General features: G+C 44.4%; 21 protein-coding genes and 3 tRNA genes. 18 read left to right on the top strand and 6 right to left on the bottom strand.

All coding sequences use genetic code 11. The features are described from left to right. Window positions 1-376 precede the first annotated feature (376 nt). The 12 genes from QFZ80_RS18890 (at window position 377) to QFZ80_RS18835 (ending at window position 12,151) form a co-directional block, all read left to right on the top strand. Window positions 377-3,487 (top strand): efflux RND transporter permease subunit, encoded by a 3,111-nt coding sequence (locus tag QFZ80_RS18890; protein ID WP_307560483.1) that lies wholly within the window; start codon window positions 377-379, stop codon window positions 3,485-3,487. 29 nt (window positions 3,488-3,516) lie between these two features. Then, on the top strand, window positions 3,517-4,773 hold the full coding sequence (locus QFZ80_RS18885; RefSeq protein ID WP_307560481.1) for an efflux RND transporter periplasmic adaptor subunit: 1,257 nt from the start codon (window positions 3,517-3,519) through the stop codon (window positions 4,771-4,773). Window positions 4,774-4,797: 24 nt separating this feature from the next. Further along, a complete protein-coding gene (locus tag QFZ80_RS18880; protein ID WP_307560479.1) occupies window positions 4,798-6,549 on the top strand; it encodes a hypothetical protein in 1,752 nt (583 codons plus the stop codon). 163 nt (window positions 6,550-6,712) lie between these two features. Continuing rightward, the gene (locus QFZ80_RS18875; RefSeq protein WP_164484139.1) at window positions 6,713-6,877 is read left to right on the top strand and encodes a hypothetical protein; all 165 of its coding nucleotides are present in this window, start codon (window positions 6,713-6,715) and stop codon (window positions 6,875-6,877) included. 91 nt (window positions 6,878-6,968) lie between these two features. After that, window positions 6,969-7,045, top strand: a tRNA-Met gene (locus QFZ80_RS18870). Window positions 7,046-7,056: 11 nt separating this feature from the next. Beyond that, window positions 7,057-7,130 (top strand) — tRNA-Ile (locus QFZ80_RS18865). Between the two features lie 253 nt (window positions 7,131-7,383). Further along, the gene (gene xylB, locus QFZ80_RS18860) at window positions 7,384-8,904 is read left to right on the top strand and encodes a xylulokinase (RefSeq protein WP_307555256.1); all 1,521 of its coding nucleotides are present in this window, start codon (window positions 7,384-7,386) and stop codon (window positions 8,902-8,904) included. Window positions 8,905-9,032: 128 nt separating this feature from the next. After that, window positions 9,033-9,551, top strand: coding sequence for a DUF3231 family protein (locus tag QFZ80_RS18855; RefSeq protein WP_307555258.1), 519 nt, complete (start codon window positions 9,033-9,035; stop codon window positions 9,549-9,551). A 26-nt stretch (window positions 9,552-9,577) separates the two neighbouring features. Then, window positions 9,578-9,934, top strand: a complete 357-nt coding sequence (locus QFZ80_RS18850) for a hypothetical protein (protein ID WP_307555260.1) — start codon at window positions 9,578-9,580, stop codon at window positions 9,932-9,934. Between the two features lie 187 nt (window positions 9,935-10,121). Continuing rightward, window positions 10,122-10,400 carry a DUF2277 domain-containing protein gene (locus QFZ80_RS18845; protein ID WP_307555262.1) on the top strand — a complete coding sequence of 93 codons (279 nt, stop codon included), beginning with the start codon at window positions 10,122-10,124 and terminating at the stop codon, window positions 10,398-10,400. 149 nt (window positions 10,401-10,549) lie between these two features. Next, entirely contained in the window at window positions 10,550-11,296 is a 747-nt protein-coding gene (locus tag QFZ80_RS18840; protein ID WP_307555264.1) for a DUF1906 domain-containing protein, read from the top strand. Window positions 11,297-11,377: 81 nt separating this feature from the next. After that, a complete protein-coding gene (locus QFZ80_RS18835; protein WP_307560477.1) occupies window positions 11,378-12,151 on the top strand; it encodes a stalk domain-containing protein in 774 nt (257 codons plus the stop codon). 49 nt (window positions 12,152-12,200) lie between these two features. Here QFZ80_RS18835 and QFZ80_RS18830 read toward each other — a convergent pair whose 3' ends face one another. After that, window positions 12,201-13,337, bottom strand: a complete 1,137-nt coding sequence (locus QFZ80_RS18830) for a hypothetical protein (protein ID WP_307560475.1) — start codon at window positions 13,335-13,337, stop codon at window positions 12,201-12,203. A 167-nt stretch (window positions 13,338-13,504) separates the two neighbouring features. Here QFZ80_RS18830 and QFZ80_RS18825 point away from each other — a divergent pair, with 167 nt between their 5' ends. Genes QFZ80_RS18825 through QFZ80_RS18815 form a run of 3 tightly spaced genes read left to right on the top strand, consistent with a single transcriptional unit; the run spans window position 13,505 to window position 16,193 of the window. Beyond that, the gene (locus tag QFZ80_RS18825; protein ID WP_307555270.1) at window positions 13,505-14,338 is read left to right on the top strand and encodes an alpha/beta hydrolase family protein; all 834 of its coding nucleotides are present in this window, start codon (window positions 13,505-13,507) and stop codon (window positions 14,336-14,338) included. 3 nt (window positions 14,339-14,341) lie between these two features. Next, complete coding sequence (locus QFZ80_RS18820; RefSeq protein ID WP_307560474.1) at window positions 14,342-15,703, top strand: Na+/H+ antiporter NhaC family protein; 1,362 nt, start codon at window positions 14,342-14,344, stop codon at window positions 15,701-15,703. Then, entirely contained in the window at window positions 15,696-16,193 is a 498-nt protein-coding gene (locus tag QFZ80_RS18815) for a metallophosphoesterase (protein ID WP_307560472.1), read from the top strand. Before QFZ80_RS18820 ends, QFZ80_RS18815 begins: the two co-directional genes overlap by 8 nt. Window positions 16,194-16,216: 23 nt before the next feature. Here QFZ80_RS18815 and QFZ80_RS18810 read toward each other — a convergent pair whose 3' ends face one another. Continuing rightward, entirely contained in the window at window positions 16,217-16,675 is a 459-nt protein-coding gene (locus QFZ80_RS18810; protein WP_307555276.1) for a DUF2243 domain-containing protein, read from the bottom strand. Between the two features lie 133 nt (window positions 16,676-16,808). Then, window positions 16,809-16,881 (bottom strand) — tRNA-Val (locus QFZ80_RS18805). 362 nt (window positions 16,882-17,243) lie between these two features. Here QFZ80_RS18805 and QFZ80_RS18800 point away from each other — a divergent pair. Beyond that, on the top strand, window positions 17,244-17,438 hold the full coding sequence (locus tag QFZ80_RS18800; protein ID WP_079420361.1) for a hypothetical protein: 195 nt from the start codon (window positions 17,244-17,246) through the stop codon (window positions 17,436-17,438). A 105-nt stretch (window positions 17,439-17,543) separates the two neighbouring features. Here the strand turns inward: QFZ80_RS18800 and QFZ80_RS18795 are convergent, their stop codons facing one another. From QFZ80_RS18795 to QFZ80_RS18785, 3 genes are all read right to left on the bottom strand, one after another. Continuing rightward, window positions 17,544-17,834 carry a hypothetical protein gene (locus tag QFZ80_RS18795; protein WP_307560470.1) on the bottom strand — a complete coding sequence of 97 codons (291 nt, stop codon included), beginning with the start codon at window positions 17,832-17,834 and terminating at the stop codon, window positions 17,544-17,546. A 194-nt stretch (window positions 17,835-18,028) separates the two neighbouring features. Further along, a complete protein-coding gene (locus QFZ80_RS18790; protein ID WP_029196083.1) occupies window positions 18,029-18,238 on the bottom strand; it encodes an alpha/beta-type small acid-soluble spore protein in 210 nt (69 codons plus the stop codon). Window positions 18,239-18,393: 155 nt separating this feature from the next. Beyond that, the gene (locus QFZ80_RS18785; protein WP_307555280.1) at window positions 18,394-18,549 is read right to left on the bottom strand and encodes a hypothetical protein; all 156 of its coding nucleotides are present in this window, start codon (window positions 18,547-18,549) and stop codon (window positions 18,394-18,396) included. A 311-nt stretch (window positions 18,550-18,860) separates the two neighbouring features. Between QFZ80_RS18785 and QFZ80_RS18780 the strand changes: the two genes are divergently transcribed. Continuing rightward, the gene (locus QFZ80_RS18780) at window positions 18,861-19,187 is read left to right on the top strand and encodes a hypothetical protein (protein WP_047672455.1); all 327 of its coding nucleotides are present in this window, start codon (window positions 18,861-18,863) and stop codon (window positions 19,185-19,187) included. A 165-nt stretch (window positions 19,188-19,352) separates the two neighbouring features. After that, window positions 19,353-19,904 (top strand): superoxide dismutase family protein, encoded by a 552-nt coding sequence (locus tag QFZ80_RS18775; RefSeq protein ID WP_307560467.1) that lies wholly within the window; start codon window positions 19,353-19,355, stop codon window positions 19,902-19,904. Window positions 19,905-19,913: the final 9 nt, after the last annotated feature.

Here is a 19,913-nt window from a genome sequence, read left to right as displayed (position 1 = left end):
AGTTGTAGCTCGGATCTGCGAGCTGAGAAGGCCGAAAAGGCCCTCTCAGCTGGAGCCTCAGCGCATTCCCGCCGAATAAGGTCGGAAAAGGCGCTTAAAGCTGAGGCCTCGCGAGTCTCAGCTTGGATCTGTAAGCTGAGAAGACCGAAAAGGCCCTCTCAGCCGCAAACCGCATATAGTCATATGACAATCTTATGACTGGAATATGACTTCCCTCACCTGTTTTTATCAAAATGAAGAGCTATAATAAATCCTGACCGAGAAAAAACATAAAATTTTCAATTCTAGTTTATGTTTTGTTAATAATTTCCAAGTATTATGATTAAGTGAGTAATAAGGATGTAGGTATTAAAGCTGGTGATGGGGAGAAGTGAGAATGTCCAAGTTAATCGAGTTTTCAATGAAAAATGTGGCAGCGATTTTCATCGTCATGCTGCTGTTGGTCGTAGGAGGAACGTATTCTACAACCACATTAAAGGTAGAAAGTATGCCAGATATTACCTTTCCGGTCGTCATTATTAGTACTACATACGTAGCACCTCCCAAGGATGTGTTGGATGAAATTACGAAGCCGCTAGAGAAGGCAGTCGCTGGGCTGGATGGATTGAAAACCCTGAGCTCCGGGTCCCAGGACAATTACTCACAGATTATCCTGGAGTTGGACCAAGACAAGAAGCCTGAAGATGTTAAGAAAGATGTGGAGAGCTTGATCTCCAATGTTAAGCTGCCTCAAGGCTCTGAGAAGCCTAAAGTGTTAACAGCAGGATTTTCTTCCGAACCGGTTTATTATTTAGCGGTTTATGGTGAGGCAGGAATGAACCAAACCGAGCTGGATAAAGCCTACAAAGATACGATTCTTCCTGGCTTTAATGGGCTCAAAGGAATCGACCATGTCGACTCTGTAGGCAATCAGGATGCAGTACTTACCATTAAGCTGGATGCGCCTGCGATAAATAATTATGGTCTAACCCCGGCAGATGTTTCGGGTTTGATCAAAGCCTCTTTGGTATCTAGCCCTGCGGGTACGGTAGATTTCAATGGAAACACGCAGATGGTTCGAGTCAAAGGTGAAATGGATACGATTTACAATTTGGACAATTTGAAAATTACAACGAAAACAGGCGATACACTTCTTCTCAAGCAAATTGCCAAAGTTGAAGCAATCAGCGAGTCCAAGTTCATTGCACGATTAGATGATCAACCAGCCATCGGTGTACTGCTTTACAAAACGAAAGCAGCGAATGCTGTAGAATTTGCAGATAGTGCAGATAAGCTTATGACAGATTGGGGACAAACGCTGCCTGGCGTAAAATTCCACAAAATTTACAATTCGGCCAACGATATCAAAGATTCCATCCACGGTATGGTGCAAGAAGGCGGATTGGGCGCAGTGCTTGCCTCTTTAATGATCTTGCTCTTCCTGCGTAATATACGTATGACGATTATCGTACTCGTTTCGATTCCTCTTTCGATTCTTGTAACGTTACTAGTTATGGGACCTCTGGGCATATCCCTTAACATCATGACGTTAGGAGGAATGGCCATTGCCGTCGGGCGGGTCGTGGACGACAGTATCGTCGTTATTGAGAATATCTATAGTCAGCTGCAAAAAGCTCAAGAGCGTAACGAATCTGTTATTAAATTAGCAACGAAACAGGTTTCAAGCGCGATTACTTCCTCTACAATTACAACAGTGGGTGTATTTGGTCCCATTGGATTCGTAAGTGGGGTAGTTGGTGAAGTATTCCGTCCTTTTGCTATTACACTTGTTGTAGCTTTATTGTCATCATTGATTGTTGCCTTAACGGTGATTCCGATGCTGGCGAAGCTGATGGTGCTTAGAAGCAAGAAGCTTACAAATCACGATGATAATCACGTGGGACCTATGGGTGTGAAATACAAAAAAGCGATCATATGGTCCTTGAATAACCGCATCAAAACTTTATTGATGGCTGGCGTTGCCCTTGTCATCTCAATCGTCATTACAGTACCTAATTTAGCGGTGGCTTTCATGCCCAATAGTGAAGCCGTTAAACAAGGGGTCATTGAGATTAAAATGCCGCGAGAAACATCCATCGAAATGATGAATGAGAAGTCCAAAGAACTTGAAAAAGATTTGAAATTACATACGGACAAAACCGGTAAACCTGCATTCAAGTACATTGAATCCCTTGTAGGTTACAACCAGAGCAGTGATCGGTATGCTTATAGAGCGATGATGTTTTTTGAGCTAACAGCAGAAACCGATGCGACAGAAGGTGTCAAAACGTATAAGGAAGATATGTTGAAACTGATGCCTCCAGGATCCGATGTGAATATACAATTGTTTACCGGTGGGCCACCTACCTCAACTGGAGCTGATTTCTCGTATTCCCTTAAAGGGGATGACCAGCTTTATCTTAAGCAAGCATCGCAGCTGGTTAAAGATAAAATGAAGGAGTTCCCTGAGCTGAATGACATTAAAGACAGCTTGAGTGATTCCAAAACCGAAGTCGAGATTACAGTAGATCAAAACAAAGCACGCTTGTATGGGCTTTCTAGTGCTCAAATTTTACAATCCGTCAACGCCTGGATAGCGGAAGAGAAGCTGGGCGATCTGAAATTTAATAATATCACCTATGCAACCAAGGTTATGTTGAATCCTGCTTACAAAAACTCTGTGGATAAACTGGGTACTTTCTTGATCAAGACTCCTACTGGTCAAACGATTCAATTAAATGAAGTAGCTCGAGTCAAACAGATTGAAGCGCCAAATAGCATTAGTCGTGAAGATCAAGAACAAATTGTCAGTGTAAGAGCGAAAATTGATGCCACGGATAAAGGCGGCGTCAGCAAGAAAATTACGGAAGAACTGGCGAAGTTAGAACTGCCTTCAGGCGTCACTCGTGAAGTGAAGGGTGTATCTGATGATATTCAAAAAAGCTTCATGCAAATGTTTATGGCCATCATTGCTTCCATCTTCATTGTTTACATGGTAATGGTTATTGCCTTTGGTAACGCTAGAGCGCCCCTTGCCATTCTGTTTTCACTGCCGCTTGCAGCTATTGGGGGCCTCTTAGGACTTCTAATTACGGGCGAATCAATCAATGTAACTTCGCTCATTGGCTTCCTCATGCTGATCGGTATCGTTGTAACAAATGCGATTGTACTCGTAGACCGCGTACAGCAACTAAGAGAGCAAGATTATTCGATTCGTGACGCACTTATTGAAGCGGGAATTACGCGTTTAAGACCTATTATCATGACGGCAGGTGCTACTATCCTTGCACTGTTGCCTTTAGGACTTGGATTATCCAAAGGAACGATCATTTCAAAAGGTTTGGCTGTCGTAGTAATTGGCGGTCTTACGACTTCAACTCTGCTAACACTCGTAATTGTGCCTATTATTTACGAGATCTTATTTAAGAAAAGAGAAGGCCGCCTCTTCAAGAGAAAAGGGAAATCAAATTCCATCCAATCGGAGCAAGCAACATCTGCCCACCAATAAGCTGAACATGGGAAAAGGAGAAAACGAATATGAAACGTCAGTTGTTTACGATTAAACAGAGTACCAAATTATTCGGTATCGTCGCGCTCAGCGCGGCGATAGCCGTAGGATGTTCCGCATCACCAGCAGCAAGCCCGGCAGCAACAACTGCTGCAGCCGAGCAAGGGGTCAAGGTAGTGAAAACGGCCAAAATTGCCAAGCAAAAGATTGGTGAGCCTGTTGAACAAGTTGGAGACGTAGTATCATCCGTTCAATTAGATATCGTCGCGAAGTCTGGTGGCGAAGTCATCGAAATCGTGAAGAAACGCGGAGATATCGTAGAGAAAGGCGAAGTGCTTTTCCGCTTGGATCCAACGGATGTTCTTATACAGAAGGATTTGAATTCTGTTAATATTAAAGGGGCGCAAGCAGGACTGACAGAGGCTAAACAGAAGACTTCCAACGGGATTGAAGATGCCAAGGATGGCGTATCTAAGTTGGAGACCGCCGTTAGTGATCTAGAGAAAGCCTACAACACGGTGCGCAATGAATATGATCTAGGGACAGCAACGAAATCTCAATTAGAGCAGGCGGAAACGGCGCTTATTAATAGAAAGAAAGATTTAGCAAGCGCACGTAGATCATTGAAAACATTGCAAGAGACGAATTCGCTCGCACAAGTAGAGACTAGTTTAGAATCGGCGCAAGTAAACGCTAAGAATATCGAGAGAGCTCTTAGCAACCTTGAGGTGAAAGCACCAGCTTCCGGCGTGTTGACGGATCTCAATGTTACTGTCGGTCAAACGTTAGAGCCAGGCGGCCGCGTAGGGGAAGTTCAACAGACGAATCCGGTCAAAATCAAATCCCAGCTTACCGAAGCATCGGCTAACCTTGTTAGAGGCAAGAGCGAATTGACTTTCTACATACCTGGGGTAACGACGAAAGCCGGAGCCAAAGTGATTTACTTATCAGATGTGATTAACGGACAATCCAAAGCTTATGATCTGGAATTGGAGGTTCCGAATCCTGATGGCAAGCTGAACCCAGGCTCCAAAGCACAGGTGGAACTTACCAAAGATGATGAACAAAATGTACCTGTCGTTCCAAGTCTAAGCATCGTTCGCGAAGGTGGTAATAATTTTGTCTTTGTTGTGAATGGTGAAACCGTACAAAAGCGTAAAGTTGAACTTGGTCGATTAAATGAGACCAATCAGGAAGTTATTTCCGGAGTCAAAGAAGACGAAATTCTTGTTATATCCGGTCAACATCAACTAAAAGATCAAGATAAAATAAAAATTGGTAACTAACAAAGACTTGAGGAGGAGAAACAAGTGAATATGACGATGAAGAGATCACTAGCTACCATTGTTCTATCAGCTGCAATATTAACAACAGCATCTTTTCCTGCATGGGCTGCGGATGGTCTAAACTCGGCAGCAGCAGTTGCATCAAATACAAGTATAAGCTATACACTAAAGGATAAAATTGAGGTCGAAATTAAAAGCATTCTCAATGAGCACGCGTCGGATTCAACGAAATTGGGTGCCGTCATTCGAATTAAAAATACGAGTGGTAAAATCTCTCGTGTACCTGACTATGAACTGCGGGTTCGGATGGCCGATGGTATCGAATATACGCTGCAGCCAAGTGCCAAAAACCCTAAATCCATACAACCCAAGAGCCAGCAGGAGCTCAGCTACTTGACGACGGTTGAGCGGAGTGACGATGTTGCTCTTACCGACCTCAGCTTTGTAGATGTAGATCTTGAAGTGTACCCGAAAGAAGAAACAACACTGCTTTCCGTAGCAGTTGACTCTGGCAACGTATGGAATGGCAGTGACAGCACCATAACGAAACCAACCGCTATTCTTAAATGGGGAGAAGCGTTTACCTTACCTTCTTTGCGCTCATCCCTTGGATTCATTCCTGTGGACATTCATAAGGAAATTACAGCTAAAGGCGTTTCTACGGTTGTGCAAATTCAAGTTGTAAATCCGACCAAAGAACGTCAAACCGTACCTAACTTTGGGATTGATGGGAAAACAGAAAATAACGTTTATTCCGGCAGTCGCGCCGAAGCTTCCGTCATGCTAGATCCAGGTGAGAAGAAATATATCCATATTGTCATTCCGACTGATCTGGATACGGAATTTACTAGCCTGAATGTAGTGACACCAGAGAGTTTTGCCATTACGACGAGTGAAGGTAAGTTCCAAGAAGACACTTATCGGGTAGGACGCGTCAATATTCTTCTCCCTACAGGAGCTGCGACGCAGGGAGTCATCCCTGCCCCAGAATATACCTTAGGTACGCCAGTTAAACTGGATTCTACGAATAAATTCGTTCCTTCCAATGTCGATGTTTCGTTGGTTGAATTACATGTAACAAGTAATGAAGACGATGGCTTTAATACGGCTGTGGCGAAGTTTAAATTGACGAACAACAGTGACCGTCCAATCCCAATTCCGGCGATCCAAACGGAACTTGTTAGTAAAGATGGTTATGCGTATGGAGGAAGAAGACAGGAAGCTACCGCACTAAGTGTTGTTCCTAATGCCTCGTATGTCGTTAGCTATTCATATGCACTTCCAGCGTCTGAAAAGGGTGAAGGCCTTAAAATGAACCTTTACAGCCAACAAGTTAGTGGAGAAACGACCTATAAATCACTGCTTGCGACGGCGAAAGTACCTGTTCAGAAGAATGATCCAACGAGCAAAACGCTGGACGTGTACCCGTATGGTATTACTATTAAAGATTGGTCAATTTCAGCTATTTTCCAAGGTAATATGACTTATGATTATAAGCTGATGCTCGATCTGGACATTAAACCGGATAAGCAAGTGACGGTAGATAAGTTTAACAGTAAGCTCTCATTCGAATTATTCGATAATGTTGGAAATCCTGTTGGAAAATCAGTTGAAGCCTTGTCAGGCGAAGGCCGTTTATACAATGGAACAAACACAATTAACCTAAATGCGAGATCCAACCAACTGGACTTCCCGATTCAGGTCAAAGTATATGAGACATTTACGAACGAATTTGGTGAATCCGTTAAACGGTTGTTGACTACTTTCAAACAATAGTTAAATCAATGAAAACTACTTGGACGAATGCTCTAGAGCATCTCCAAGTAGTTTTTTGCTTTATTTTGAGCAGTAACTCATTGCTTAGTGGAGGCGTGCTCATAAGGTGGCCTTATTTTGGATAAGATAGGATTAACGATATGAACATAACGGAGTGAATGCAATGAACTGGATATATTGGGCAAAATTATACGATTCGAAGTTTCAAGCAGGCTGCTTGGCGAAAAGAATGGAAGAGGACTGGTGGATTTACGGCTATGAATGCCCACAAGAAGTGGAAGTATTTAAGTCCAAAAAAGGGCGATTTGGCGTTCGTTACAACACGTAATTCAAACGAAATACCCTAGAAATTAACGCTTGACTTAGACCGCGCATTTAGTGTATATTTATTTTTGTCGCTGTTGAGCGGCAGCTAATGACGCGGGGTGGAGCAGCCCGGTAGCTCGTCGGGCTCATAACCCGAAGGCCGCAGGTTCAAATCCTGCCCCCGCAACCAAATTTTACTTTGGGCCTATAGCTCAGTTGGTTAGAGCGGTCGGCTCATAACCGATTGGTCGGGGGTTCGAGTCCCTCTGGGCCCATAGCACGGAAACCCTTGGTATAAGGGTTTTTATTATTTTATAACAAATAAGCTTCTCGATTTCATCTCTTCCCGATGAAATGGAGGGGCTTTTTACATTTTAGTACGTATATCACAAGCTAGTCTGATTTTCCTAAAGGGACAGTGACCTCGAGTGTCGAAGAATTGTTCATGCAGATGCTTGCACAGATAGGATATGACCATACTAGACAACAAAAACAGGCTGAACTTTTAGGAAATGGATGGGATATAGAATGACAACACTTCTCGGAATAGATTTAGGGACTTCCAGCGTGAAGACGGCTGCCATGGACCCCGCGGGACGGGTGGTAGGCTTATCTCAACAAAGCTATGATATTCATTCGCCTTTGGTCGGCTATGCGGAGCAAGAGCCTCAGCAATGGTGGGAGGCAGTACGACAAACCTTGTCTGAATCCGTCAGGCAAGCAGGCTCAGGTAGCAGCAACCGTTATGCTATTGGCTTATCTGGGCAGATGCATGGGCTTGTTGCGATCGGGATGGACGGACGGGTGCTTCGGCCGGCGATTATATGGTGCGATCAGCGTTCAATTGAACAGAAGGAACAGCTTGAGGCGATGTATTCTATCGAGCAGCTTGGCAAGCTAGTACAGAACCGGGCTGCGACTGGCTTTCTGCTTTTATCGCTGTTGTGGTTAAAGCAGAATGAACCGGATACATATGAGAAGATATGGAAAGTCATGCTGCCGAAGGATTATATCAGGTACAAGCTAACCGGCGAAATAGGAACCGAGTCAACGGATGCATCAGGCACATTAGCTTATGATGTAGCCAATAAGTGTTGGTCCAGAGAACTGTTGGGACAGCTCGGAATTGATCCGCAACTGCTGCCGACTGTTCGTGAGCCTTGGGAGGTTGCAGGAACGCTAACAGCTGAGGCAGCAACCGATTGTGCCATTCCAGCAGGTACGATTGTTGTCTTTGGCGGCGCAGATCAGCCCATGCAGGCTATTGGCAATGGGATTTTACACCAGGGGCAGGCTTCGTGTACGCTGGGCACAGGAGGACAATGGTTTGTCCCTGTAGCTACACCTACCTATGATTCCTTGCTGCGAACGCATACCTTCACCCACGCGGCACCGGGCAAATGGTATATGATGGCGGCGATGCTGAGCGCTGGATTATCACATAGATGGCTAACAGAAAATATCCTTCAAAATAAGGACAGCAGGTCACTGGATGAAAGTGCTGCTAAGGTTCCCCCAGGCTCAGAAGGGCTTATTTTCCTGCCCTACTTGACAGGGGAGCGAACCCCGCATATGGACCCTTTTGCCAGAGGTGCCATGTTCGGTTTAACGCTGAAACACACTGAAGCACATCTGGTTCGATCTGTCATGGAGGGAGTGGCTTTTGGGCTGCGTGATGGGTTAGAGGTATTAGTGGCATTGGGTGTGAGCGTTGACCGAATCGTGATGGCTGGTGGTGGAGCTAAAAGTGCTGTATGGCTGCAGATACTTGCAGATGTGCTGAGTCGTGAGTTGTATCCATCCGCTATGAAAGAGCAGGCCTGCATTGGAGCGGCCATGATGGCTGGAGTAGGAGCAGGCATATACGCATCGATAGAGGAGGCGTGTGAGATCGTGGTGAAGCAAGCCGAGAGACCGATTACGCCTATTTTGAAGAACAGATCCGTCTATGAAGAGCAGTACGCTTTCTTTAGAGAGTTATATCAATGCAATAAGGAATTGTTCAAAAGAATGAGTGGTCTAACCAATCCTAGTCATTCAAGCCAATAGTGCAGAAATTATAGTTATCGATGAAAACCTGAGAAATCAGGTTTTTTTGTTTTGTGGGGATAAAAATTATTCATCTGAGAGATCTTATACAAGGTTGCAAAAAGGAAGTTAAGAAAGGAGAGGTTTGGATGGGGATTTTAAGTGGGAAACCCAAGGACGAGCCCTTGCATTACGGGGAGGTTTATGATGTTTGGCAGTTCTCCATGACAGCGAAGGGATGTATTTCGGGTTATAGAGCTTTAAGTTATCATGCTGGAGATAAAGACTTAAAAGAGATCATCGGCGATATCATCAACCAAGCCGAGCTAGAAGTTAAAGAGTGCGACGAAATCCTTAATAGTAATGGTATCGTTCCTCATCCGGCACACCCTGACCGCCCAAAAGCGAAATTAGAAGAGATACCTATCGGAGCAAGATTCACTGATCCCGAGATCGCAGCTATGGTATCGGCAGATCTGGCGGCGGGGCTGATCACTTGCAGTCAGGTAATGGGCAAGTCTATTCGTGAAGACATAGGTGCTCTTTTTGCAAAGTACCATATCACCAAGGCTGCTATTGGATTAAAGGCTCTTCGACTAAGCAAAGAAAAGGGGTGGCTTGTCCCCCCGCCTCTACAAATTAAAAGACCCGATTTAGTGGAAGCTTAAAACTTAAAAAATGAGGAGGATTTTCAATGTATCAAGGCCAAAATATCAATAACCAATTTCAACAAACGCAAGGGATCATTGCACAACTCATAAACCAAACGCAACAATCTTCACAGATGTACCAACAGATGCTTCAACAAGAGCAGCAAAACGCATTGAGACTTGAAGAGCTAGCACAACGGGAACAAAAAGCCGTCCAAATCATTCAATCTGCGCTGCAAGGCCACCAAATGGCTATTGAACAATTACAACACGTTTCCCAGTTGTGCAGACAGCTTGAACAAACGGCTCAAAGCAGCTTTCAGTCTTTAAATATGCAGCAACCTCAACAACAAACGAATTATGGCAATTCGTATGGTTCATCGTACCGAGGTTATCAATAATACTAAGCATGAATAGTTTGAAAAGGATAGAGGCTGACGATATTCGTCGGGCCTTTATTCGTTTATTCCTATAATTGAGTAAAATGCACAAGGTGCGACGGTTATTTGCAATGATGAATGGATAGTGTGCTTATTTTCGGATGTTATTGTAAAATTAAGCGTATAACGATAACAAAAGGAGAAAGCTATGTGCCGAAATATTAAGACACTATTCAATTTCGATCCTTTGGCTACCGATGATGAAATTCAGGCGGCCTCATTGCAATTTGTTAGGAAAATCTCGGGCTTTACTGAGCCTTCGAAGGCGAATGAGGCAGCGTTCAATCAAGCTGTCAAGGAGGTTAGTCTAGTCGCCCGGAATCTGTTGGACTCGCTAGTCACCAATGCTGAACCTCGTAATCGCGAGGTCGAAGTCGAGCGTGCGCGTGCTAGGAATGCCAAAAGGTTTGGAACAAAAGAAGATTAAGGACATCAATCGTTGAATGACAGGTTCTTTTCTTTAATGGGAAAGAGCCTTTTTGTGTGTACCTGGATAGGCTTTCAACTTGTCCTTGTAGCGATCAAGCCTCGTTACGCATATCCTGTAGGAAACTAGTAGAAAATAGGTGATAGAAAGTGACCAAAGGTTTTGATTGTTCAACGCCTTTAACGGCACAAACCGCCGCTGCTTTCGTCAAAGATGGCTACTTGTTTGTGGCCAGATATCTCGTTCCGAGTGGTTACAAAGCGTTAACCAAAAGGGAAGCGGACACGATCAGCGAGGCAGGACTGCAAATCGTTTCTGTTTTCGAAACAACGGCGAATCGAGCTCTCGGTGGAAGAGGCGCTGGTTTGGCTGATGGGGCAACGGCTGTGCAGGTTGCTCATAATTTGGGGCAACCACCTGGCAGTTGTATTTACTTTGCTGTCGATTTTGATGCCTCAAGTGCTCAAATGCCAACCGTTATTGCCTATATCCGGGCAGCAAGGGAGGCAACACCCGAGTATACGACAGGTGTATATGGTTCTTATACCGTGATGGAAGCCGTCCGGAACGCGGGAGCTTGCTCTCATTTTTGGCAAACGTATGCTTGGAGCGGAGGTAAAAAGTCCAGCTTCATAAACATTTATCAATACTTAAACGATGTGGTTGAGCATGGGATTGGCGTGGATTACGATGAATCGTATGGGAATGAAGGTTGGTGGAATACGATAGCACCACCTGAGCCCCCCGTGTCGTATCCTTTGTCTCCTAAAGATGCCAATGTGATCATACCTTTCCTTTCGGCTGGATATGAGGCGACGTCGTCCACGGCTGCCAGGGAAGAATTTCATCGACTTGCCAATGAGCTGCGCAAAGTTTCGGGCCAACCCGAACAATAATCGTCCGAAAGTAAACCGAATCCTCCATTGATACGTTTACTCTATAGAGAAGATGTACAAATTCAAAGGAGGATTTTTAATATGAAAAAAAGGTTATTCGCGGTTGTACTAGGTTTCGGTTTGCTCACTACAAGTATCTTATCGGTTTCGGCGCAAGAAAATGAGCCTGGACATGGTAGGATGGCTGCTGACATGAATATGAAAGCAGCCGTACAACAGCAGGTGAAATCCGATATGAAGCTCACTTTGAATGGCAAACCCTTGCAGCTCGATGAGTCCTACCTCATTGATAATTCTTTGTTTGTACCGTACCGTGCCTTTGCAGAAGGCATTGGATCAGAAGTAGGTTATGATGCCGCTACACAAACGGTAACCGTAAAGAAGGACGCAAAAACGGTTAAGCTCATGATCGGATCCTCAGAAGCCAATGTGGATGGCGCCAAAGTATCCATGGTCGGTCCTGCTCAATTAATTAATAGTTCAACCTTTGTTCACTCTCGTTTTTTGGCTGAAGTGTTCGGGATTAAGGTCTTGTATGATGAAACAACGCGGACGGTTAATCTCGTTAGCGGAGGGACTTCTGGATCCGGACAAGAGGTAGCGAAAACGTATTACGTGAATATAGAGGGCTTTGCATTCAAAGAAGGGGATATTACCGTTGAAGCAGGCTCCACTGTTATTTTTACGAATAAGGATAAAGCGAAACACAATGCTGTCGCTGATGATGGAAGTTTCCAAACAGCGCTTCTGGCGATGGGTGAATCGGAAAGTGTTACGTTTGCTAAGCCAGGTGAGTACACGTACTTCTGTGAGCCTCATAAGGATTTCATGAAGGGCAAAATTACTGTGAAATAAAGATCATAAGCCCGGCATCTCTCGACTAGCTTCGAGATGCCGGGCTTTATTATTGAATGACAGCGCTGCGAATATACCAGCGCTCATTAAGCGAAGCTCTTTCGAGGCGAAAGAGCACTCGCCTGTTCACAACCGCTGACGCACGTACCGGCGTAGCCGAAACGTCAACCGCGGTGTCGAGCTGCAGGAGCTGGGACACGTCCCGCTCCGGGAACTTGGACAGGCGGCGCATGCTTCGCACATGCAGCGCCTGTTCTTGCCCTGTGGTGACCTGCAGCAGCTGCAGGTCACCCTGGTTCGCCGCGCTGATCCACACGTCGATCAGCGCCCAGGGCGAGAGCTTGCTGATGTAGTCCGTCAGCAAGCCTGCCGCTCGGTGCACCATGACCTGGTGCGCCGGGTCGACGGAGCGGGAGCCGTGGGTTACGCTCCCAAGGAAGTGAATACAGAAATGACCGTTGAAGTCATTTCCCGGTATACCATCCCCTCCATGCGGCATGCCGTGCATGGATCCGGCCAGCGTGCGGCCGTTCAGTTTCACGAGGACCGCCTTGCGGTCCCAGCTCCAGGCGCCGCCGTAGATGGATTTGAGCGTCGCGGAGTCGGATTTGGTCAGCGGCTGTACATCCGCATGATGCGAGCCGGCGCGGCGCTGTCCCTCAAAACTGAGACCACTCTCCACGTCAAGGATGGTGAATTTACTGTATTTGGGGAGGACTTCACTCGCCTCCTCCCAGGGAAGGATTTCGCCATAATGCTTGGCTCTAACAACTTGAACTTGCGAACGCAGCGTTTCTTGGGCGGTGCTTGATATGTTTAACGTGAGTCCCGCCGAGAGATCTACTACTTCACCATTCGGGGTGACACCATAGCGTTGTTGCACACCTTTTTTGTCAAAGGAAAGCGTGGTATCCGGGGGAAGGGGGGCGACGAATGGCGCACCTGTACCTCCATCATCTATCTCTCGTTGTAATTTTTTATCTACAAATATAGCTTCAGTTTGATATGCAGCATGAGGTGTAACTTTAACGACCAGCTGGAACTTCCCAGAACTTGCGGTTTCTTCAAGCTGTGGCATACCGCCGTGAGCCTGCGTGTTGATACCTATTGCAGCTGTTAATAGGTTTGTAAACAACAGCGTGCAAAACAACTTTTGGAGCAAGCTGTTTGCTCGGAGTGGATGCATAGGTTAGCTTCCTCCTCATTCAGTTTTATAAGCACATATTCAAGTTTTTACTAAATGTCTTTAATTTATGAACAGCCTTCTTGCTTATGCTGTCCTTTTTAGATTTGTGATAAAATAACAGAAGTATGCAGCGTTTAGAACACGATTTGGAAAGGAAGGTAAACCGAATGAATCCAAGCACGGGTAAACCGTTTGAACGATGTATAGAGACAGATCGTGTTGTAAGAGGGGACTTTTACGAAGCGGCATCACACCCGGCCAGAGGGACTTTAATTATTTGTCACGGGTATAAAGGTTTCAAAGATTGGGGGATGTTCCCGCATGTGGCTCAGACGTTAGCCGAAGATGTTGATGTGATTTCGATCAATTTTTCATACAACGGTGTGGGCGCTGACTTACTTGAATTTACGGAGCTTGAGAAGTTTGCTCGAGAAACTTATTCCAAAGATTTAGAAGATTTGCATGCTGTTGTGAATGATATTCGCAATCGTGAAGTCTCAGCCACTGAGAAACCCATTCTTCTTTTAGGCCATAGCAGGGGTGCGGCTGTGTGCATGATCTATGCGCTTGATCATCCTGAACATATTGCCGGTGTGATAAGCTGGAACGGGATTGCGAATGTCGATTTATTTACGGAGGAAAATAAAGATGAGATGCGGGCAACAGGGCGAACGTACACGATGAACGGACGCACGAAGCAAAACATGCCGCTGGATCTCGAAATCTTAGAAGATATGGAGCATAATCGAGAGCGCTTCGATATTGTGGGTAGGATTAGCGGTGCTAAATTCCCAATCGCGCTTATCCAGGGAGCGGAAGATGGAGAGAGAGGACTCCGAGGTTCAAAGAGGCTTGTTGAGCAAAATGCGGCCATTACATGGATTAAAATTCCTGAGGGCAACCATACCTTTGGTTCCGTTCATCCATATAAAGGGGAGACGAAGCCGCTGAAGGAAGCAATTCGTGAAACCAAACGAACGATTAAAGGGATGTTAGCCTAAACGATGATAACGATTAGACAACTTAGTGCAGTAATCACGATAACGATTATAGGACTTGCTGCCGCTTATTTTCTACATATTCCTTTAGTGATTGGATTTTCATTGGGGCTTTTGACATTGGCTGCCCTCATTAGGAGAGCGGGAACATCATTTCGGGGCATCTTGAAAAGCATGTGGGAAGGTGTCAAACACACCAAAGAGGTCATTTGGATTCTTGCTCTAGTGGGCGTGGTTATCCCTACATGGACAATGAGCGGTACGATCCCATTTATGATTGATTTGGGCCTTAGTATAGTTGATCCTAGTTTTTTTCTAACATTTTCTTTTGTACTTTCCGTTTGCATCTCTATGGTGCTGGGCACCTCTACGGGAACGCTAAGTTCTGTGGGTATCCCCTTAATTGGTCTGGGTTTGCTGCTGCAAATCCCGCTTCCTATGGTGGCTGGTGCACTCGTGTCGGGTGCTTTCGTTGGTGATCGGACTTCACCTTTTTCCAGTGCGAACAGACTTGTGGCTTCTTCCACAGGCGTTTCCATGCAGGTCCTTTTTAAAGCCTTACTACCCACAACAATAGGTGCGCTAGGTGTAGCGCTTGGATTTTTCTTAGTTTGCGATTTTAGTGGAGAATGGCATCAGAGTGACATCAGCTTACACAATCAGCAGTTTGCTTTGGGATTTAGGTACAGCTTGTGGCTCTTGCTGCCAGTACTTGTTCTATTGACTTCAATCCTTTTAAGGTTCAAAACAAGAAATGGCTTCCTCTTGTCGATTGCTTGTGCGTTCGCAATTGGCATAAGTTTGCAACAAATGACTTGGCATGAATGGCTGCACGATATGTGGTTCGGCTACCAATCCAGCTTATTTAAATCGCTGCAAACCAAAGGGCTTTCTAACATGATCGAGCTGATTGCTCTTATCGCACTCGCAGGTGCTTATAGTGGCATTTTAGAAAAGTATCGTATCCTAGAGACTTATATGCAAAAGCTGCTAGGGGAGACATCCGCTTCACTCCTTTCAGCAACGGTACGAACATCCCTGTTTGGGTTAGGTCTTGGTCTTGTTTCGTGCACGCAAACATTGCCTATAATGATGACGGGACGGAGTTTGCTGCCTTTTTGGGAAGAGCGTTTTCCTCGCAATCAACTTGCAAGAGTTGTTGCTGATTCAAGTCTCATTCTAGCTGCGATGATTCCGTGGAACATGCTTGCCATTGTCTGTGGGACAATAGTAGGTGTACCCGTGTTAGCGTATGTCGGCTATGCTCCGTTTCTTTGGGCTTTGCCTGTATGTACCTTGCTGTGGTCTTTATGGTGGAGGAAAAGTGGGAGTTTAAGTAGTAGAAGAGGAGTGGGATTCGATGGCTAATACTTATTTTATTTCGGACCATCACTTTGGTCATTCATCCATTATTGATTTCGAAGCTCGCCCTTTCTCCGATGTAGACGAAATGAATGCGACCATGATTGCCAAATGGAACGCAGTCGTCAGCAAAGAAGACAAAGTATTTCATCTAGGGGATTTTTCCTTCCTAAATAAAGAACGAACCAAAGCCATTGTTTCGGAGCTAAATGGTTACAAAATCCTCGTCCTAGGTAACCACGATCGGGGGAGGTCGAGAACCTGGTGGCTTGAAGTCGGCTTTGATGAAGTGAGTGAGTACCCGATCATTTATAAGAATTTCTTTTTCCTATCTCATGAGCCGATGTATATGAACAAACAAATGCCCTACGTCAATGTACACGGCCACATTCACAGCCAGAAATACGAGGGACGTCATTTCTTTAATGTGAGTGTGGAGCATTGGGATTATACGCCAGTTTCTTTTGAACAGATGCGAGATTCAGTTGTAGAGTGAGGAGCAGTCGTGATAGTACGGTTTCATCGTACCTTTTTTCTAGTTTCAATCTTTAACTTCACATAACGGCATCCGATGACAATTAAAATCACCCCTGAGATTAAGTAACCAATATCATAAAGCAACCAATTCGGACTAGCAGGTTTAACATGATGTAAACCTAAGAGTTGATGATCTATTAAACCTTCTAGCAAATTGAAAGCACCAGCACCGATTATCATTGAACCGATAAAGTTTCGCCAGTTGAAACTAAGGCGATCATTCGAAGCATCTTTAAATATCTTAACGCAGGCAAACACTAGCAGCAGCGTTACAAATAAATTAAAAACACCATCTGAGAACAGCTCAATCCGATGATTATGGTGGTCAACGACATGGTGCCACTGCAAAAATTGGTGAAAAAGGATGCCATCTATGGCACCCATAAAACCTAGCCCTAGGATTAGTGCATTGATAAATAGATTCTTTGTTTTTACATCCATATACGATCATATCTCCCATTCATGCTAATGGTAGTGCATATGATAGTATTACCTTTGTAAATAAAGGATAAACCTTTGTGTGCTGGGGCGAAAAACGAAAAAAAGCCCTTACGATGTAAGGACTTTCTTAGTATGACCTGTAGTGGGCTCGAACCACTGACCCCTACCCTGTCAAGATAGTGCTCTCCCAGCTGAGCTAACAAGTCGTTTTTTGAAGACAATTAGTAATATACCAAGGATTTATGTGATTGTCAACACATGGTTATCATTCTTATTTACGCCAATAACGGAACAGCTTTTGGAAAAAAGGATACGTCATTCGTTTCTTTTTGGACCTGGGTATGTAGGATATGTCCGCCAGTGAACCGTGAGATACCTCGTCATTTTTGGGGAGCAGGATAGAAAGTTCTTCTTTAGAAACACCTTGTGCTGTCATGGTAGTGGTCAACCCTTCCGGACAATCTTGACTCTACTGTACCATACTTAGGAGCTTGTTTGATAGTGGGGCTTTCATCTTGGCTTGATTTATGGTAACTTGATGACAGTAGATCTTGGGAGGAACAAGGAAATGACGAAACAACAGCATCGATGGAATTTACGTTTGAAGAGCAGTAATGTATATTTGGGCACCGTATATTTAGGGGATCCGCTTCCAGAAGTCGAAGATGTCATCATGATTGGCGATAAGAAATATACGATACTCGAGCTTGGGAGTAATCGTGACGCAAGTGACGTGTTTGTAGAAGAAGTGAAAAAGAAATAAGGGTTCAAAGTGAGCGCTATTCTATCGGAAGCTTCCGATAGATGGCGTTTTTTTATGGTTTATGCTAATAAAAAGAGGCTGCTCTTTACAGCCTCCATGTATGTATTAGGTGATGTTGTATAGAGAAGCAAGACAATCAACGAACATTTTGTTATATTCTTCGCGGGTATAGTCTTTATTGCAAGCAATGTTTCTTCCTAGGAATTGAAACCAGGTGATTTCGGTGGGAATTTTTTTGTATACAAACTTTTCGTTCTGGATGAGAAAAGTATCATTCTCGAAATACGGTACATTATCAAATTGGAGAGCTTTTTCGCCTTTTTGTTCACTAACTAATGTGGCCAAAAGAATAAGCATGCGATAGGGATCACGGAATATTTCATATTGTTCTGTCATGTTAACACTCCTTATTGGATAACGGATAAAGTAATCATACTAGAACTGTTTTCTGAATAGAATGCTTTTCTTGAAACTGGTGAGGAAATTGAAGGAATACATGATCATTTCGAAGAAAAAAATAAAAGACTGATTTTCACTCTAAGGAGGATCGAGTGAATCAGTCTTTTTTTGCTTGCTCCTACATCAAAGGATTAGCGTTTGAAGCTGGAAAGTTGTTGCTCAGCTATTTGCACTAATCGCTTCGTGATGTTGCCACCAATGGCGCCAGCATCTCGTGTTGCCAAATTACCGTTGTAACCAGTAGGGGAGAGAGGGACACCAATTTCCTGAGCGACTTCATACTTCAGTTGATCCAATGCTGCCTTTGCTTGTTGTACGACTAAAGTGTTGTTTCTAGCCATTCATAATCATCTCCTTTTTTATGGTACACCAGTATTATTTGAATGTTCAGATTATTTATTCATGAAATTTTAAAAAAAATTTCAAGTTTTTTTACTGTCTTCCAAACATCAATAAACCCCCAACCTGTAGGCTGGGGGGAATATATATAGAATGATTATTCCTCTTCGGATTCCGTGCTTTCTTCCGCAACAGCAGCTTCTTGGGTAGCTTCTGCAACTTCTTCAGAAGCCTCTTCGTTCACCACTTCTTCGGTGGACTCTGGGGCTGTTTCTTCTTCATTTTGGGATACAACTTCTTCCTCTTGGCTCATATATCGTCACCTCCTCTGATACGTATAGTATCATCTTATCTGCTTCTAGCAGGCTAAACAAGTAGGGGAGAGGAGGATACGATAGATTTAATGTAACCTTAATCCGTTTGTCATTCCTTGGGGAATTCGTTTAGCAACATAAGTCGTATTCTACGATAAAATGCTTTGTTTTCGCCTGATGGCACGATTAAGCATGTTTTATTTTTTCTATGAATATACATGAGGCGAAGCAGCAAAAGTTCATGATTTGCTAAGCTGAGCTTATGCTTACGAAGTTAGTTTTCTTATGAAAACTCTTAGGAGGAATCCGAATGAATCGGTCGGATGTTATTTTGGAGTTACAACTTGTACCGGAGTTGCTTAAACAAGCAGAAGCCATCTATGTGGATGCGGTATCGGAACTGGCCTGGGCAAAGCATCAGCTTCTAGCCAAAGAATGTGAAGTGATTGGGGACGGAATGGTTACAGGGAAAAACGAGCTTCACCGACAAGCCGAGATGTGGCCATACACCAAAGATTTACAGCAGCAAGTTTTGCGGATGGAAGACGCCGTCGAGCATACGAAGGTTGAGTTTCATTTCTACAAGAGGAAGCTAGAGAATCTTCAAATAATTGCGAAACTCATGACGATCTTATAATGAGATAATGAAATGTATCAAGTCCGCATCGAGAGATGGCGGGCTTTTTACTATAGAACGCTAGTTATGAAAAATTTGTTCTTTTACTGCGGTTACAGTGTAATGCAGTTGTGCATCCTAAGGGTAGATTATGTAAAAGCCAAGTTTCCGGGAGGATATTGTTGAATGAAATCAATGAAGACCATCATGACCTTCAGTCTGGGGCTTCTATTACTTACCGCTTGTCAGAGTGTGAAGAGCACGGTAACGACAGAAGCCGCATCACCACCATCAGAGCTCCAAGTTTCACTAATCGGTTCGAGCGGCCAATCCATAGGGACTGCCCATTTAACACCTGTTCAGGATGGCGTTCAGATTGATCTCCAAGTTAGCGGGCTGACACCAGGAAAACATGGCATACACTTTCACGAGAAAGCGATCTGCGAAGCCCCTAGCTTTGAATCGGCAGGAGCCCATTTCAATCCATTTAAGAAGGAACATGGCTTTCACAATCCGAAAGGTTTCCATGCAGGGGATCTCCCCAATTTAGTCGTGGATGAACAGGGAAATGGGAAGTTCAATGCCATTACGAAAGCTGCAGTGCTGCTTCCGGACAAGCCCAATTATTTGCTGAAACAAGGGGGGACAAGTCTGGTCATCCATGAGAAAGAAGATGATCTAAAGACAGATCCAACCGGGAATTCGGGCAATCGAATTGCGTGTGGGACTGTGAAATAATGGAAGGAG

The organism is Paenibacillus sp. V4I7 (assembly GCF_030817275.1).
GTDB lineage: Bacteria > Bacillota > Bacilli > Paenibacillales > NBRC-103111 > Paenibacillus_E.
The sequence above is the reverse complement of the archived record's forward strand: the minus strand, read 5'-3'. Positions and strand labels throughout refer to the sequence as shown.